Below are 15,900 nucleotides of genomic sequence, written 5' to 3'. Positions count from 1 at the left end.
TTAGCGCTTGCCGACCATGGCGAAGAAGCGGTCTTGTTCCTGGCGGTCTTCGGCGAAGACGCCGGTGAAGCGGTGGGTGATGGTGGAGACGCCGTGGGCGTGCACGCCGCGCATGGACATGCACATATGCTCGGCTTCGAGCATGACGGCGGCGCCGCGGGGGCCAAGGTTTTCGTTCAGCGCATCGATGATCTGCGCGGTGAGGTTTTCCTGGGTCTGCAGGCGCCGGGCGAAGACTTCGACGAGGCGGGCGAGCTTGGAGAGGCCGACCACGCCATCGTGCGGCAGATAGGCGATGTGGGCCTTGCCGACAAAGGGCACCATGTGGTGTTCGCAATGGGAGCTGAAGGGAATGTCGCGGACCAGAACGATATCGTCATAGCCACCGACTTCCTTGAAGGTGCGGTCGAGGACGGCTTTGGGGTCCTGGTCGTAGCCGGCATAGAGTTCGCCATAGGCTTTGGCGACGCGGCGCGGGGTGTCGAGCAGGCCTTCGCGCGTCGGATCGTCGCCGGCCCAGGCGATCAGCGTGCGGACGGCGGCTTCGGCTTCTTCGCGCGTGGGGCGAACCGGGGCGCTTGCCATGCGAGGCAAGGGAAAGGGCGGCTTGACGCTGGCATCCATCTGGTCGGCTCCTTGTGGCACCGCATTGAAAGGCTGCAATAGCGAATTTGGACCAGTGGGACGTGAGCGATGTCCTGACAGCCCGGGTGCGAGCACCTATATAGGAGGCTGGACACAGGCCGACAAGAAACAGAATTGTTCGTTTCATGGAACTCAGCGATCTCTATTCCGATAAAATCCTCGATCTTGCAGGAAATGCCCGCCAGCCGCCGCGGCTGGCTGCGCCGGATGCCAGCGCGCGCAAAACCAGCCGGGTGTGCGGCTCGACCATCGAGGTGGACCTGGTGGTGCGGGATGGGGTGATCGTGGATTACGGCCATGAGATTTCGGCTTGCGCGCTGGGACAGACTTCGGCGGCTGTGGTGGCGCGGGAGATTGTGGGGACGCCGGTGGACGAGTTCCGGACGGTGCGGGGGCAGATGCATGCCATGCTCAAGGCCGGGGGCGAGCCGCCGGCGGGGAAGTGGAGCGATCTGAAATATCTGGAGCCAGTGCGGGACTATACGGCGCGGCATATGTCTACGCTGCTGGTGTTCGATGCGGTGGAGGCGGCGCTGGAAAAGATCGAGTCGGCTGAATCGGTTACGGCCCGTTCTTGATGGATCGAGTCATTGCGCTGTTCTGGCGTGTCGTGGACCTGCCGTTCAAGATTGCGGCGGTGTTGTTGATCACGCTCTATCGCTACACGCTCTCGGCCTTTGTGGGGCGGACCTGCCGGCATTTGCCGACCTGCTCGGAATATACGCGGGACGCGATCTGGCGGTTCGGGTTTTGGCCGGGGGGCTGGATGGGGTTGGCGCGGTTTGTGCGGTGTCGGCCGGGTGGAACGCATGGCTATGATCCGCTGCCGGAGGCGGTGCCGGTGGGGGCGCGGTGGTATACGCCGTGGGGGTATGGGCGGTGGAAGTGATCGTGCCACGCCCTCGTGGTTCGACAGGCTCACCATGAGGTCTACTGTGGTGATCTCCATTCCTTCGTCATTGCCCGGCTTGTCCGGGCAATCCATCGTCGGCTTGGTGCGGAGGAGAGGTTTACCACCCGGACGAGCCGGGTGGTGACGATGGAGGGGAGAGGGCCGGGCAGGGGATGGCTCGGTAAACGGAGGTTCCCGCTTTCGCGGGAATGACATTGTGGGGAAGCCGCCATCGCGTTTTTGAGACGTTCAGCGGCTGGCACAGGGCAAAAAGCGTGCTAGACAGGCCGCCTTGTTTGCAAAACGCAGACATGATCCCAATTTCTGGAGACCTAAAATGACGATCAAGGTGACGTTCCCCGACGGTGCAGCTCGCGACTATGCGCGTGGCACCACTGGGACCACCGTGGTCGAGGGCATCTCCAAGAGCCTGGCCAAGAAGACGGTGGCTATGCGCTGGAACGGCGTGCTCAGCGATCTCAGTGATCCGCTGGAGGACGACGGCCGCATTGAATTTGTCACGCGCGACAGCGGGTCCAAGGACGTGCTGGAGCTGATCCGGCATGACACGGCGCACGTTCTGGCGGAAGCCGTGCAGGAGCTATGGCCCGATACGCAGGTGACGATCGGCCCGGTGATCGAGAACGGCTTTTATTACGACTTCAAGCGCGATACGCCGTTTTCGGAAGAGGATTTCCCGGTCATCGAGAAGAAGATGGCCGAGATCATCGACCGTGGCGCTGCGTTCACCAAGGAAATCTGGACGCGCGACCAAGCCAAGGCCTTCTTCAATACGCGGGGCGAGGCCTTCAAGGTCGAGCTGGTCGATGCCATTCCAGCAGACCAGTCGCTCAAGATGTATAAGCAGGGCCAGTGGATCGACCTTTGCCGGGGGCCGCATATGCGCTCGGTCAAGGATATCGGCAATGCGTTCAAGCTGACCAAGGTGGCCGGCGCCTATTGGCGTGGCGACAGCAATAATCCGGTGCTGAGCCGCATTTACGGCACGGCCTTTGCGACCCGGGAAGAGCTGGACGCGTATCTCCACATGGTGGAAGAGGCGGAAAAGCGCGATCACCGCAAGATCGGGCAGGAGATGGACCTGTACCACTTCCAGCCCGAGGCGCAGGGATCGGTATTCTGGCACCCCAAGGGCTATGTGCTGTTCAACCAGATGGAGGCCTATATCCGCCGCCGTCTGAATTCGTCCGGCTATGTCGAGGTGAAGACGCCGCAACTGATGTCTTCCAAATTCTGGGAGGCTTCGGGGCACTGGGGCAAGTATCGCGAGAACATGTTCGTGGTGCCGGACGAAGTGCCGGGGACGGAAGAGGAAGGGCCGGTTCTGAGCGGCAAGGGCGACCTGATGGCGCTCAAGCCGATGAATTGCCCGGCCCATATCCAGATCTTCAACCAGGGCATCAAGAGCTACCGCGATCTGCCGCTGCGGATGGCGGAATTTGGCTGTTGCCATCGCAATGAGGCGCATGGTGCGCTGCACGGGCTGATGCGCGTGCGACAGATGACGCAGGACGACGCGCATATTTTCTGCCGTGAAGACCAGATCCAGGCCGAGACCGAGCATTTCGTGCATCTGCTCTATTCGGTTTATGAGCATATGGGCTTTGCCGATGTGGTCATCAAGCTGGCGACGCGGCCGGAAAAGTTCGGTGGCACGATCGAGCGCTGGGATGCGGCCGAGAAGGCGCTGGGCGATGCCCTGCGCGCGACCGGCTATGATTTCGAGATCGCGGAAGGCGAGGGGGCATTTTATGCACCCAAGCTGGAATTCCACCTCAAGGACGCTATCGGGCGCTCCTGGCAGGTGGGGACGCTGCAGCTGGACTATGTGCTGCCCGAGCGGCTGGACGCGACCTATGTCGCCGAAGACGGCTCGCGCCAATATGCGGTGATGCTGCACCGGGCGATCCTGGGGTCGCTGGAGCGGTTTATCGGCATGATGATCGAGAACTATGCCGGGCGGATGCCGATGTGGCTGGCGCCGACCCAGGTTGTTGTGGCGACCATTGTGTCGGAAGCGGATGGCTATGCCGAAAAGCTGGTGCGCCAGCTCAAGGACGCCGGTATTCGCGCCGAGATCGACGTGCGCAACGAGAAGATCAACTACAAGGTGCGCGAACACTCGGTGGGCAAGGTGCCGCTGATGTTCGTGGTGGGCAAGCGCGAGGCCGAAGAAGGCACCGTGTCGGTTCGCCGGCTCGGAACCGAGGGGCAGAAGGTCATTCCGTTCATGGATGCCCTGGTGGCACTGATGGCCGAAGCGACCGCGCCTGATCTCAAGGCGAAGGCTGCTGCCTGATGCCGCAGCGGCCGTCCAATCGCGAGATCAAGGCGCTGACGCATCTCGGGGAAGAGAATGCGTTGGGACCCGGCGACTTCAAGGATATCGGCGAGAAGGTTTTCGCCGGTATGCTCAAGAAGGGCTGGGTTGTGCCGGCCGAGGGGCTGCCCGGTAAATACCGGGCGACCATCAAGGGGCTGACCATCCACGAGGGTGAGATCATCTTTGCGGGGCGGCTGCGCAAATAAGTATACCGGAGGTCCTCGCGAAAGCGGGGACCTTTGTTTGCAGATGTGCAAAAGATAGACAGAGGTTCCCGCTTTCGCGGGAATGACACCGTGGTGGATGTGGGCGTTCGCAGCGGGACGCTCTTGCGGTAGAGTTGAGACAATGCCTGATCCCATCGTCATCACCCGCAATGTGAGCATCGATCCCTCGGAAATCGAGGAGACGTTCGTGCGCTCGGCCGGGCCGGGCGGGCAGAATGTCAACAAGGTGTCGAGCGCGGTGCAGCTGCGGTTCAACCTGATGGCGTCGCCCAATATTCCCGAGGCGATGAAGCGGCGGGTGGCTGTGCTGGCCGGCAAAAGACTGACCAAGGATGGCGTTATCGTCATCACCGCCAATGCCTATCGCGACCAGCCGATGAACCGGGCGGATGCGCAGCAGCGGCTGGTGGATTTGCTGGTGGCGGGGGCGCATGTGCCCAAGGCGCGGGTGGCGACGCGGCCGACATTTGCATCCAAACAGCGGCGGCTGGAGGGCAAGGCCATCCGCTCGAGCACCAAGTCCCTCAGAAACAGAAGGCCGGACCTCGATGGAGCCTAAGCGTATCTTCGTGACGGGAACGGCTGGGTTTATCGGGTTTCACCTGGCGCAGCGGCTGCTGGCCGATGGGCATGTTGTCACCGGCTATGATGGGGTGACTGATTATTACGACGTGAGCCTGAAGCGCGCGCGGCTGGCGCTATTGGCGGAGCAGCCGAATTTCACCTTTGTCGAGGCCATGCTGGAGGATGGGGCGCGGCTGAAGCAGGCACTGGCGGAAAGCGGGGCGCAGTGGGTGTTTCACCTCGGTGCGCAGGCGGGGGTGCGCTACAGTATCGAGCATCCGCAGAGCTATGTGCAGTCGAATCTGGTGGGGACGTCGAACCTGCTCGAGGCGGCGCGGGAGACGCCGCCGGAACATCTGATTTTTGCCTCGACCAGCTCGGTCTATGGCGGCAATACCAAGATACCCTTTGCCGAGACCGACCGGGCCGACAGCCCGGTATCGCTTTATGCCGCGACCAAGAAATCGGGCGAGGCCATGGTGCATTCCTATTCCCATCTATGGGGGATTGCGGCGACCAGCGTGCGGTTTTTCACGGTTTATGGGCCTTGGGGCCGGCCCGACATGGCGCTGTTCAAGTTTGTTTCGGCGATGCAGCAGGACAAGGCCATCGACATTTATGGCGAAGGCAAGATGCGGCGCGACTTCACCTATGTCGACGATCTGGTCGATGCGCTGGTGCGGCTGGCGGGGACGCCCCCGGTGAAGGGGCAACCAGTGAAGGGCGACAGTCTTTCGGCGGTGGCGCCCTATCGGGTGGTCAATATCGCGGGGGGCAAGCCGAGCGAGTTGATGGCGTTTGTCGCGGCGGTCGAGAACGCCATGGGGCGGCCAGCCAAGCACAATATGCTGCCGATGCAGCAGGGCGATGTGGTGGCGACGCAGTCGGATACCGCGCTATTGCATGAATTGATTGGGGTGCTGCCGGAGACGCCTATCGAGGTGGGTGTGGCGCGGTTTGTCGAGTGGTATCGGCATTATTATGGCGTGAATTGAGAGAAGCGATTTGACTATTTCCAGCCTGAAATTTGGGACGAGTGGCCTGCGTGGCCTGGCGGTGGAGCTGGAGGGGCAGGCGGCGCGGCGGTATGTGGCGGCGTTTTTGCGGCATGTGCAGGCACTGGGCCAGCTGGGCGGCGGCAAGGTGTTTATCGGGCGGGATTTCCGGCCCTCGAGCCCGGCTATTGCGCAGGATTGCGCGGCGGCGATCGGGCTATTCGGGCTTGAGGCGGTGGATTGCGGGACGGTGCCGACGCCGGCGCTGGCGCTGCATGCGATGGCGGCGGGATGTTGTGCCATCATGATCACCGGCAGCCATATTCCCTCGGACCGGAATGGGCTGAAATTCTATGTGCCGGGCGGGGAAATCAGCAAGGCGGATGAGGCGGGGATTGTTGCGGCGCTGCGGGATGAAGACGTGCCGGATAGCGCGGCGGGGATGCGCGACGAATTTGATCTCGTCGTGGAGCGTTATGTTGCGCGGTATGCCGGGCTGCTGCCGGAAGGAGCGCTGACGGGGCTGCGGGTTGCGGTGTTTGAGCATTCCAGCGTGGCGCGGGATGTGCTGGGGCAGGTCATGCGGCAGGCGGGCGCCGAGGTGGTAAGCCTGGGGCGCACGGAAGAATTCGTGGCGGTGGATACCGAAGCGTTTGGCGACGCGGTGTTTGGCCCACTCAAGGGGTGGATCGAGAGCGAAAAGCTCGATGCGATTGTGTCGTCGGACGGCGATGGGGATCGGCCGCTGCTGATGGATAGCAGGGGTGAGTTTGTGCGCGGCGACGTGCTGGGGCTGCTGGCGGCGCAATTACTGGGGGCGGGGACGGTGGTGACGCCGGTAACGTCCAATTCGGCGCTGGAGCGGACGGGGTTTTTCGAGAATGTGCTGCGGACCAAGGTGGGCTCACCCTATGTGATCGAGGCCATGGAAACGGCGTCCGGCGGCGTGGTTGGCTTTGAGGCCAATGGCGGCACGTTTGTCGGCGACGGCATCGTGGTGGATGGACAGGCGCTGGAGCCGCTGCCGACGCGGGATGCGGTGCTGCCGCTGCTGTGTGCATTGGGGCTGGCAGCGCGTCGGGGCGTTGGGGTGAGTGAGATCGTGGCGGAGCTACCGCTGCAATATGCGCTGGCGGACCGGCTGCAGGATGTTCCAGCGGAGAAAAGCGGGGCGTTCTTGCGGCGATTGGGTGAGGATGCCGCTTTTGCCGAGGCGTTTTTTGCGCCCCATGGGATTGCGAACTTGTCGACGATCGATGGGCTGCAGTTCCGCACGCTGTCGGGAGACATGGTGCATTTCCGGGCGTCGGGGAATGCGCCGGAGCTGCGGTGTTATGTGGAGGGGAGCACGGCCGAGGTGGCGCGGGGGCTGCTGGACTGGGGGATGAAGGCGGCGGCGCAGCAGGTGCGGTAGAGCTTTGGGTGTCACGGAAAAGGCCGCTCCATGGGGAGCGGCCTTTTTGTTTTTACTTCGCGACGGCTTCGATGTTGACCTTGCCGATGAGGGAGGCGGGGTCGTTTTCGGCGGCTATGAAGTCGAACAGGCCCAGACCGGGTTCGGCCTTGGCGGTCATGTCGATGGTGAGTTGCTTGGCCTTGCCGCTGACGAAGCTATTGATGGCGGCGCCCACTTTCTGCGCTTCGGCGGCACCGGCAAGGAAGCCCACCACGGTGCCTTCGGCCAGCCCGGCAAAGATTGGGCGCATGGCGGCGGCGTCGGTACCCTGTTCCTTGGCGACGGTGGCAAGGATGATGTCGGAGAGGCCGGCATCGGTCACATCGACCCGCAGATGATTGATGGCCAGGGCCATGGCTGCCGTCATGGCAGCATTTTCGTTGAGGCCGAACAGGGTTTCGGTTGCGTTGGTCAGGGTGCCGGTGAGCAGGACTTTGGCCAGATCGGCGCCGGTGATCGAGACCTCATTGATGTCGATCGTGTTTTCGGCCTCGTTCCAGGAGGCGTCGACGGTGAAGCCGGCGTCGATCGTGGTGACGCCAAGTTCGGCCAATTGGCGGATCTGCTCATCGTCGCTGTCCTTGGGCAGATCGACGACGATATTGCTGGCCGACGTGAGCAAATCGGTGGGAATGCCGTTGCGATAGGCGCCCAGCGTCAGATCGAAGGCGCCGATGCTGGCGGCGATGCGGCCACCGGCATTTTCGGGATCGGGCACGTCCACAGCGACATCGGCGAAGGAGAAGCCGGTAAAGGCGGGGATCAGGGAGCGGGCATTGGCTTCGAGCCAAGCCTGATCGATGATTTCAGGCGCGGCCTGCACCACGGCAATGGGACCGCTTAGGTCGGTTTCCTTGATCGCGATGGAGCCGACACCGACCTTGCCGTCGCCCTCGACGGTGACGTCCAGCCCGCTCAAGGTGATGGCGGGATAGATGCCGGGGCGCATGCCGGCCATGGTCATGCTGTCGAGCGAGAAGTTTATGGGGCGATCCTGGTCATCGACGCCGCTGCACTCGAAGCCGCCGAATTCCACGGGGGAGGATTCAAAGGCGGTGAACATATCGGCATAAAGATGCATCAGCTTGCCGATGGTCTCAGGCGAGGGTGTTTCGGCCTCATTTTCCGTGGCTTCACTGAGGGCGATGAAATCGGCAAAGCTGAAATTCAACGGGCGCGCCTTGAATTCGGCTGCCATCATCGGGCCGAACGTGCAGGACATATCGGACGCCGCGACAGTACCGCCCTCGAATTTGAGATCGGTATAGATGGTTTCGAGTTCGGTCTGGCCGGCGGCGTCGACCAGGCCATACATGCCCAGGACGCCCGAAATATTGAAGTTGCTGGCGGAGAAGGGGCCCATATCGGCCGAGCCCTTGTCGCCGCTGTCAAAGCCGGATTCGGCCAGCTTGACCGAGCCGGCAACGCCGTCGACGACGTCGCTCAGCACCAGATCGGTGAAGGTGATGACCGTGTCGTTGGTTTCTTCGCCAATAGTGGTGGTGACGTTGACCAGGATTTCGGGAATGGTGATGCTGGTGGCGCTCAGGCCCGCCAGTTCCTCGGCGTGATCGGTGACATTGCCGCTGAAAATGTCGCGCAGAATGGCTTCATCGAGATTGGAATCGACGGCGTCTACAGTGGGGATTTCCACGGTGAATTCGGTGACGGGCGCGGGAGCCTGGGCTGGGGTCTTGACCTTCTGCGCCCAGGCGGTGCCAGCGGGCAGGGCCACGCTCAGCAGGCAGGCGGCGGCCACGGCGCCGAGGCGCTGCCGGGAAGTCGGGCTTATCATCATCAATTTTCTCGCGGTTCGTTTGGCGCGCAATCTGCGGCATTGAGCCGATTGCTTCAATAGCCAAAGGAGAGGCGAATTGTCCGTTGCGGGCGGCCAGTGTCATGGCGGCGACACCTGCTTCAGGACTGGGAGGCCATGGGGGCCTAACCGAGCGCGGCAGATCGCGCCCGGACGAGATCGCAGCGGGCTCAGGAGCCCGTGCCGCGCAGGAATTCGCGGTGCATGGTGATCAGGATGATGCGCAAATCCAGCAGCAGCGAGAAATTCTGGATATAGGCGACGTCGTGATCGATCCGGCCAATGGCCTGCTCGCTTTGCGAGGTGGGGCCGCGATAGCCATTGGCCTGCGCCCAGCCGGTCAGGCCCGGACGCATATGGCGGCGATAGCTGTAGTAGGGCACCAGATGCTCGTAGGGCAGGCCAGCGGCCAATTGCCCCTCGACATGGGGACGCGGCCCCACCAGGGACATGTCGCCCCGCAGCACGTTGAGCAATTGGGGAAGCTCGTCAATGCTGGTGCGGCGCAGGAAGCGGCCGAGCGGCATGATGCGCTCATCCTCAGCCACGGTCTGGTCGACCCCATCGGTATTACAGCGCTCCATATACATGGAACGGAACTTGAAAATCGTGAAGATGCGGCCGCCCTGGCCCACGCGCGGCTGGCGGAACAATGCCGGCCCGGGATCGGACAAACGAATGGCCAGCGTTACCATCATCAGCAGGGGCAGCAGGAAGGCGAGAGCCAGCAGGGACACAACAATGTCGAATGCGCGCTTGAGCGTCAGCTCAAGCTGGCGGCGCGACGTCATTGTCAGGTCAGCCGGATACTTGCCCGTCCAAAACGAGCGCAAGCCATTGGCAGACCGCTCGCTCAGGCGCGCGGAAATCTGAGGATAAGGAAGTGCAGGCACGTCATTATTATTTGCAGAAGCGGAATAGTCTTGCAGCAGATGCGGATTGCTACTGTCGAACGACATAGTCTTCACCCTCACGAACCCGCCATGCGCCCGCCGCTGCGGTGGCATTAATAGTCTGTTAATGATCGCATGAGGCTTGAATCCTGGCAATAGGGGGAGTGCAATGTGAACACTTCGTCATGCCGTTGATGTACTTAGGAAAATTTCCTGAACACGCGCAATTGTGTTGCAAGAAATCAACAATGTTTGCCTCAATATTTGTCCTTCTGGTTCATTTTTTCTTTTGCAGGTTCGTAACTGGCAAGAATTTGGCTCGTGATGATTCTGTATTGTAGGTTAACTTCAGTTATGCATTCATCATAAATAAAACGCGGCTTCTTTGTTCAGTGCGCAGGTATTTGCTGTGTTTCCCTTTTCCGATCGAGCTCGGATGCTCTTGATCTTGCGGATCCCTGGGTGTCGATCAGCTCAATTTCTGCATCATCGATGAGCTATGCCGGGAAATTTCGCCGAGGCGTGGCGTGGTCGACACTGGGGAGTGTCGGCAACAACCTGGTCAGCTTTCTGGTTTTTGCCCTGGTGGTTCGGGTCGTCGAGCCACGGGTGATCGGCGTCATGGCCGTGGCGCTGATCTTTGTCGAGATGGGCAAGATCTTCGTCTATGCGGGGGTTCCCGATCTTATAGTGCGGCAAAAGGTATGGAGCGATGGCTTTGCCATGATGTGCTTCTGGCTGAACCTTGCAGCTGCTGCAATTACGGCGCTCCTGGTTGTTGGCATTGTCGGGCCGCTGGTCGATATCTACTTCGCCCAGGGCACCGTGCTGGTGTTGGCCGTACTCTCGTCCTGCTTCATTATCGATAGCGTTCGCGTGGTGCCGGAGGCCAGGCTGCGGCGCGATCTGGATTTTAAGACCCTGGCCCGCCGCGGCGTGGGCGCCAATGTCCTTTCCGGCATATTGGGTGTGGCCATGGCGCTGACGGGCTGGGGCATCTGGGCGCTGGTTGCCCAGCGGATCTGCAGCTCGTTGCTGACGACAGTCTTTACCCTGGTGGCCGCCCGATGGGTGCCCACCACCTGGGGCAGTGTGGAGGGATTATGGAGCGTGATCGGCCATTCCGTGGGGCTGGTCGGGGCGGCGCTGCTGAAATTGCTGTCGGAGCGACTGCCCGACCTGATGCTGGGCCTAGCGCTGGGGCCGGTGCCCGTGGCGGTATTTCGGGTCGGTTCGCGCGGCTTCGACGCGCTGGTGCAATTGACCATCAATCCGGTGCGATCGACCTCGCTATCGGCTTATGCCCAACGCGCCCATAGCGGGCGGCTTGGGGAGAGTGTGATCAATTCGCTGGCCGTCATATCCATGCTGACATTCCCGCTGTTTTTCGGCGCGGCCAGTGTGGCGCGGCCATTCGTGGTGCTGATCTTTGGCGAGCAATGGCGCAGTTCGGCGGTGATCATGCAGGTCTTGTGCATGGCAAGTCCGCCCTTGTTGCTGGGGGCGATGCTGCAATCGGCGCTGTCGGCCAACCATGATACCAAGCTGATTTTTGGCCTCAACGCGGTGGCGGCGGCCACGACCTTTGTAACCTTGCTGGTTTGCGTGCCGCTGTTCGGGCTGGTAGGGGCGACCGTTGCGCTCGCCATCCGCAGCTATCTGGGCATGATCTTCAATATCGCCGTGACCAGCCCGGTGATCGGCATGCGGCCCTGGCCGGTGATCGTGGTGCTGCTGCCGGCGCTGGCGGGAAGTGCGGTGACGTTGACGTCGGTGCTGGCGCTCGATCGTTATACGCTGTCGGGGTATCCCGAGATCATCGCGCTGGGGATTTCGGTGGCATTTGGCGCCGTACTCTATCTGTTGATCATGGTCGTAATATTCAGGGACCATACCATGCAATATATGGGGGATTGGCTTGGCAAGCTGCCGAAACTTCCAAAATTGACTTTGGTTCTACACGTTAATCGATAAATATGCAATTGATCTAACAGAAACTACTGTTGTTTTTGTATTGCAATAGCGATCGGATGCGCTAGTTTCTCCTCAAGTGTAAATAGTCCGTAAAATAAAATGCACCGCGCTTGGCGAGCTGAGGTCTTCGGCGCGATAGGTTTTGTGCGTTCTTTTGTGGGCTGCAAACAAGAATGAAGATTGCGTAGTAAGCGGGTGGGGGCATGAAAGTAGCAGTTCTTGCGGGTGGTTTCGGCACGCGTCTCAGCGAGGAAACCGCCATCCGGCCCAAGCCCATGGTCGATGTGGGTGGCTACCCGATCCTCTGGCACATCATGAAGATCTATGCCCATCACGGGCTGACCGACTTTGTCATCCTGGGTGGATACAAGGTCGACGTGATCCGCGATTACTTCCTCAATTATCGCGCCAAGCTGACCGATTTTACGGTTTCCCTGCGCAGCGGTGACGTCAAATGGCTAGGCAAACCCGTCGAAGACTGGACGATCACGGTGCTCGATACGGGTGATGACGCAATGACCGGCGGCCGCTTGCGGGCGGCGCGGGATTATCTCTCCGATGGCACATTCTGCCTGACCTATGGCGATGGCGTGAGCAATGTCGACGTCAATGCGGTCATCGACCTGCATAAGCGGCAGAACAATCTTTGCACGCTGACCGCAGTGACCCAGCCGGGGCGCTATGGCGCGCTGCGTATGCAGGAAGACGGGCGCGTGGACGGGTTCCGCGAGAAGGGCGCTCACGATGGCGGGTTGATCAATGGCGGCTTCTTCGTATGCGAGCCGGAAGTGTTCGACCTGATCGACGGGCCGCAGACGGTGTGGGAAGGCGAGCCGATGGACCGGATGATCGCCAAGGGCAAGCTCGGCAGCTACCACCATCAGGGCTATTGGCAATCCATGGATTCCTTGCGCGATCGCAATATCCTGGAAGAGGCCTGGGCGACCGGCAAGGCACCGTGGAAGGTTTGGGCCGACTGAGTTGGGTGAGGGCGGTCTGCAAATGGCGGTCTTCTGCGCTCCATTTTGGTTTCGTCCCAATCCAGTTTTTGTGCGCGTTAGGGAAGACATTGCATGATTATCGTCGATACAGCGCTGGCTAAGCGGGAGTCCGAGGGACGGCCGATCAAGGTTGGGCTGGTAGGAGCGGGCTTTCAGGGCGCGGGCATTGCGCTGCAGATTTTGACGGCGACGAAGGGCATGGTGTTATGCGCCATTGCCAACCGGCGGATCGAGCCCGCCATTGCCGCTTTCGGGCAGACGGGAATTACGCCAAAGGTGGCGCATAACGCGGCCGAGTTGAACGCCGCGATTGCCAGCGGCACGCCGGTGGTGACTGAGGATGCGGTGGCGTTGGCGGAGGCGGATGGGCTCGACGCCATAGTCGAGGTGACGGGTTCCATCGAGCATGCGGCGCAGGTGGTGCTGGCGGCAATCGAGAGCGGCAAGCATGCGATCCAGATGAATGCCGAACTGGATGGGACAATAGGACCGATCCTCAAGCGCAAGGCCGACGCCAAGGGCGTGATCTATAGCTTTTCCGACGGCGACCAGCCCGGCGTGCAGATGAACCTGATCCGGTTTGTCGCGGGGCTCGGGGTGAAGCCGGTGCTGGCGGGCAATATAAAGGGTTTGCACGATCCCTATCGCAACCCGACGACGCAGAAGGCGTTCGCCGAGAAGTGGGGGCAGAAGCCGGCCATGGTGGCTTCCTTTGCCGATGGCACCAAGATTTCGTTCGAGCAGGCCATCGTCGCCAATGGCACCGGCATGAAGGTGGCGCGGCGCGGCATGTTGGGGCCGGATTTTTCGGGTGGCGATCCGACGGCGCCGCTCAAGCCGCTGGAAGAAACCGTCGCCGCATTCAACGAGCATCTCGATCCGGCGGGACCAGGGCTGGTGGACTATGTGGTGGGCGCGCGGCCGGGGCCGGGCGTGTTCGTGCTCGGGGCCATCGAGAACGAGCGACAGAAGCATTTTCTCAATCTCTACAAGCTCGGGACGGGGCCGTATTATTGTTTCTACACGCCCTATCATCTCTGCCATTTCGAGGTGCCGACCTCAGTGGCGCGGGCTGTGTTGTTCAATGATCCGGTGCTGACGCCGGTCGGCGGGCCGAGCGTTGGGGTGATTGCGGTGGCCAAGAAAGACCTGGTAGCCGGCGAGGTCATCGCGGATTTCGGCGGCTATGAAGTCTATGGCGTGGCGGAGAATATCGAGCCGATCCGGGCCGAGAAGCTGCTGCCGATCGGGCTGGCTTTGGGCTGCTCGATTGCCCGGCCGGTGACCAAGGATACGCCGCTGACCTGGGATGATGTGGTGTTTCCGCAGGGACGGCTCGTGGACAAGCTTTATGCCGAGCAAGAAGCGGTCTTTGCATAGTTGGAACGACGATTATGATCTTTCATGAGACGAGCCTGGTCGATGCCAAGCTGATTGAGCTGCAGATGCGCGGGGATAGCCGCGGTTTCTTCGCGCGGACCATGTGCAGGGATGAGTTCAAGGCCCAAGGCATGGATCTGGACTATGTGCAGCAGAACATGTCGGCGTCGGCGCAGAAGGGCACATTGCGCGGCATGCATTATCAGCTGGCGCCCAATGCCGAGGCCAAGCTGATCCGCTGCGTGCGCGGGGCCATTGTCGATATCATCGTCGATTTGCGGCCCGGTTCGGCCAGTTTCCTCAAGCATGAGGCGTTCGAGCTGAATGAAGACAACAAGCACGAACTCTATGTGCCGCGCGGCTTTGCGCATGGCTTCCAGACGCTGACGGATAACGTGGAGGTTACCTATCTGGTGTCGGGCTATTACACGCCCGCGGCCGAGCGGGGGCTGCGATATAATGATCCCAAGCTTGGGATTTCCTGGCCGCTGGAGGTGACCACGCTGTCCGATAAGGATGCTGCATGGCCGCTGATCGGCGACACGAGCAGAATCGAGATTTGAGCCATGCAGGCGGTCGGCGCCATCGTTATCGGAGCAGGGGTGGTGGGGCTGGCCGTGGGCCGGGCGCTGGCCATGGCCGGGCTCGAGACGGTGATTGTCGAGGGGGAGAGCCATTTCGGCACCTGGACCAGCGCGCGCAATAGCGAGGTCATTCACGCAGGAATTTATTATCCCAAGGGATCGCTCAAGGCGTCGTTGTGCGTCGAGGGGCGTCATGAGCTTTATGCCTATTGCCGGGCGCGGGACTTGCCGCATCGGCAATGTGGCAAGCTGATTTTCGCGCATACGGCCAATGAGACGGGCGAGTTGGACAAGATTGCGCGCAGCGCTGTCGATGCCGGGGTGGACGATCTGGTGCGGCTGAGTGGTGCCGAGGTTTCTGCGATGGAGCCGGCGCTGAAGAGCTACGAGGCTTTGTTGTCGCCCTCGACGGGGATCGTGGATTCACATTCTTTCATGCAATCGCTGCTGGCGGATGCGGAGGCGCATGGAGCCATTTATGCGGCCGAGAGCGCGGTGACGCGGATTTCGCGGCAAAAGGACGGCTGGGCCATTCACGTTGGCGGGGATGACGAGCCGGTGGTGGTGGCGCCGTTCCTGGTCAATTCGGCGGGGCTGACGGCGCATGCTGTGGCCGGGATGGTCGAGGGGCTGGATGTGGCTTTTGTGCCGCCACTGCATTATGCGCGGGGCGTTTATTTCAGCTATTCGGGGGCGAGCCCGTTTTCGCGGCTGATCTATCCGGTGCCGGAGCCGGGCGGGCTGGGCACGCATTTGACGCTCGATCTGGCCGGGCAAATCCGCTTTGGGCCCGATGTCGAGTGGATATCGGGCATCGACTACAAGGTCGATCCTAACCGGCATGGCAAATTCTATGCGGCGGCGCGGCGCATCTGGCCGGAGATCGACCCGGACCGGTTGCGGCCGGGCTTTGCCGGCATCAGGCCGAAACTATCGGGGCCGGGGGAGTCGGCGGCGGATTTCGTCATTTCGGGGGAGGGTGAGCATGGCCTGTTCGGGCTGGTCAATCTCTTCGGGATCGAGTCACCGGGGCTGACCTCGGCGCTGGCGATTGGGCGGGTGGTGCGCGAAATGTTGCTGAGCGATGCGCGTGTTGCGGCCTGAAACGAGAATAAATCTTCTGCGCTGT

Annotated in this window: 15 protein-coding genes; 12 read left to right on the top strand and 3 right to left on the bottom strand. The window is 61.4% G+C overall.

What is annotated here, in order from left to right; translation table 11 throughout:
- Positions 1 to 624 (bottom strand): GTP cyclohydrolase I FolE, encoded by a 624-nt coding sequence (gene folE / locus ACI3KW_RS07205; RefSeq protein ID WP_262167196.1) that lies wholly within the window; start codon positions 622 to 624, stop codon positions 1 to 3.
- Positions 625 to 770: 146 nt separating this feature from the next.
- On the opposite strand from folE, the gene ACI3KW_RS07200 reads away from it, so the two are divergent.
- The 7 genes from ACI3KW_RS07200 (at position 771) to ACI3KW_RS07170 (ending at position 7,081) form a co-directional block, all read left to right on the top strand.
- The gene (locus ACI3KW_RS07200) at positions 771 to 1,223 is read left to right on the top strand and encodes an iron-sulfur cluster assembly scaffold protein (protein ID WP_404847504.1); all 453 of its coding nucleotides are present in this window, start codon (positions 771 to 773) and stop codon (positions 1,221 to 1,223) included.
- Complete coding sequence (yidD, locus tag ACI3KW_RS07195) at positions 1,223 to 1,534, top strand: membrane protein insertion efficiency factor YidD (protein WP_404847503.1); 312 nt, start codon at positions 1,223 to 1,225, stop codon at positions 1,532 to 1,534. Before ACI3KW_RS07200 ends, yidD begins: the two co-directional genes overlap by 1 nt.
- A 340-nt stretch (positions 1,535 to 1,874) precedes the next feature.
- The gene (gene thrS, locus ACI3KW_RS07190; RefSeq protein WP_404847502.1) at positions 1,875 to 3,857 is read left to right on the top strand and encodes a threonine--tRNA ligase; all 1,983 of its coding nucleotides are present in this window, start codon (positions 1,875 to 1,877) and stop codon (positions 3,855 to 3,857) included.
- Positions 3,857 to 4,087, top strand: a complete 231-nt coding sequence (locus ACI3KW_RS07185) for a hypothetical protein (protein WP_113124148.1) — start codon at positions 3,857 to 3,859, stop codon at positions 4,085 to 4,087. The genes thrS and ACI3KW_RS07185 overlap by 1 nt, the downstream gene beginning before the upstream one ends.
- A 142-nt stretch (positions 4,088 to 4,229) precedes the next feature.
- Positions 4,230 to 4,667, top strand: a complete 438-nt coding sequence (gene arfB, locus ACI3KW_RS07180; RefSeq protein ID WP_404847501.1) for an alternative ribosome rescue aminoacyl-tRNA hydrolase ArfB — start codon at positions 4,230 to 4,232, stop codon at positions 4,665 to 4,667.
- Positions 4,657 to 5,667, top strand: coding sequence for an NAD-dependent epimerase/dehydratase family protein (locus ACI3KW_RS07175; RefSeq protein ID WP_404847500.1), 1,011 nt, complete (start codon positions 4,657 to 4,659; stop codon positions 5,665 to 5,667). The genes arfB and ACI3KW_RS07175 overlap by 11 nt, the downstream gene beginning before the upstream one ends.
- A gap of 10 nt (positions 5,668 to 5,677) precedes the next feature.
- Positions 5,678 to 7,081 carry a phosphomannomutase gene (locus ACI3KW_RS07170; protein ID WP_404847499.1) on the top strand — a complete coding sequence of 468 codons (1,404 nt, stop codon included), beginning with the start codon at positions 5,678 to 5,680 and terminating at the stop codon, positions 7,079 to 7,081.
- Positions 7,082 to 7,133: 52 nt separating this feature from the next.
- Here ACI3KW_RS07170 and ACI3KW_RS07165 read toward each other — a convergent pair whose 3' ends face one another.
- Positions 7,134 to 8,921, bottom strand: a complete 1,788-nt coding sequence (locus ACI3KW_RS07165) for a hypothetical protein (protein ID WP_404847498.1) — start codon at positions 8,919 to 8,921, stop codon at positions 7,134 to 7,136.
- A 188-nt stretch (positions 8,922 to 9,109) separates the two neighbouring features.
- Positions 9,110 to 9,898, bottom strand: a complete 789-nt coding sequence (locus ACI3KW_RS07160; protein WP_404847497.1) for a sugar transferase — start codon at positions 9,896 to 9,898, stop codon at positions 9,110 to 9,112.
- Positions 9,899 to 10,294: 396 nt separating this feature from the next.
- On the opposite strand from ACI3KW_RS07160, the gene ACI3KW_RS07155 reads away from it, so the two are divergent.
- From ACI3KW_RS07155 to ACI3KW_RS07135, 5 genes are all read left to right on the top strand, one after another.
- Complete coding sequence (locus tag ACI3KW_RS07155) at positions 10,295 to 11,806, top strand: oligosaccharide flippase family protein (RefSeq protein WP_404847496.1); 1,512 nt, start codon at positions 10,295 to 10,297, stop codon at positions 11,804 to 11,806.
- 203 nt (positions 11,807 to 12,009) lie between these two features.
- Positions 12,010 to 12,786, top strand: coding sequence for a glucose-1-phosphate cytidylyltransferase (gene rfbF, locus ACI3KW_RS07150; RefSeq protein ID WP_404847495.1), 777 nt, complete (start codon positions 12,010 to 12,012; stop codon positions 12,784 to 12,786).
- Between the two features lie 93 nt (positions 12,787 to 12,879).
- Positions 12,880 to 14,187 (top strand): NAD(P)H-dependent oxidoreductase, encoded by a 1,308-nt coding sequence (locus ACI3KW_RS07145; protein ID WP_404847494.1) that lies wholly within the window; start codon positions 12,880 to 12,882, stop codon positions 14,185 to 14,187.
- A gap of 14 nt (positions 14,188 to 14,201) precedes the next feature.
- Positions 14,202 to 14,750, top strand: coding sequence for a dTDP-4-dehydrorhamnose 3,5-epimerase (gene rfbC / locus ACI3KW_RS07140; RefSeq protein ID WP_404847493.1), 549 nt, complete (start codon positions 14,202 to 14,204; stop codon positions 14,748 to 14,750).
- A 3-nt stretch (positions 14,751 to 14,753) separates the two neighbouring features.
- Positions 14,754 to 15,875: an NAD(P)/FAD-dependent oxidoreductase gene (locus tag ACI3KW_RS07135; RefSeq protein WP_404847492.1), complete on the top strand. Its 1,122-nt coding sequence runs from the start codon at positions 14,754 to 14,756 to the stop codon at positions 15,873 to 15,875.
- Positions 15,876 to 15,900: the final 25 nt, after the last annotated feature.

The organism is Devosia sp. ZW T5_3, assembly GCF_044987315.1.
In the GTDB taxonomy this organism is placed as follows: Bacteria; Pseudomonadota; Alphaproteobacteria; order Rhizobiales; family Devosiaceae; genus Devosia.
The sequence above is the reverse complement of the archived record's forward strand: the minus strand, read 5'-3'. Positions and strand labels throughout refer to the sequence as shown.

Excerpts from the sequence above, each read along its gene's own strand:
- folE (WP_262167196.1), bottom strand. The coding sequence starts at position 624 with ATGGATGCCAGCGTCAAGCCGCCCTTTCCCTTGCCTCGCATGGCAAGC.
- ACI3KW_RS07200 (WP_404847504.1), top strand. The coding sequence starts at position 771 with ATGGAACTCAGCGATCTCTATTCCGATAAAATCCTCGATCTTGCAGGA.
- yidD (WP_404847503.1), top strand. The coding sequence starts at position 1,223 with ATGGATCGAGTCATTGCGCTGTTCTGGCGTGTCGTGGACCTGCCGTTC.
- thrS (WP_404847502.1), top strand. The coding sequence starts at position 1,875 with ATGACGATCAAGGTGACGTTCCCCGACGGTGCAGCTCGCGACTATGCG.
- ACI3KW_RS07185 (WP_113124148.1), top strand. The coding sequence starts at position 3,857 with ATGCCGCAGCGGCCGTCCAATCGCGAGATCAAGGCGCTGACGCATCTC.
- arfB (WP_404847501.1), top strand. The coding sequence starts at position 4,230 with ATGCCTGATCCCATCGTCATCACCCGCAATGTGAGCATCGATCCCTCG.
- ACI3KW_RS07175 (WP_404847500.1), top strand. The coding sequence starts at position 4,657 with ATGGAGCCTAAGCGTATCTTCGTGACGGGAACGGCTGGGTTTATCGGG.
- ACI3KW_RS07165 (WP_404847498.1), bottom strand. The coding sequence starts at position 8,921 with ATGATGATAAGCCCGACTTCCCGGCAGCGCCTCGGCGCCGTGGCCGCC.
- ACI3KW_RS07160 (WP_404847497.1), bottom strand. The coding sequence starts at position 9,898 with ATGTCGTTCGACAGTAGCAATCCGCATCTGCTGCAAGACTATTCCGCT.
- rfbF (WP_404847495.1), top strand. The coding sequence starts at position 12,010 with ATGAAAGTAGCAGTTCTTGCGGGTGGTTTCGGCACGCGTCTCAGCGAG.
- ACI3KW_RS07145 (WP_404847494.1), top strand. The coding sequence starts at position 12,880 with ATGATTATCGTCGATACAGCGCTGGCTAAGCGGGAGTCCGAGGGACGG.
- rfbC (WP_404847493.1), top strand. The coding sequence starts at position 14,202 with ATGATCTTTCATGAGACGAGCCTGGTCGATGCCAAGCTGATTGAGCTG.
- ACI3KW_RS07135 (WP_404847492.1), top strand. The coding sequence starts at position 14,754 with ATGCAGGCGGTCGGCGCCATCGTTATCGGAGCAGGGGTGGTGGGGCTG.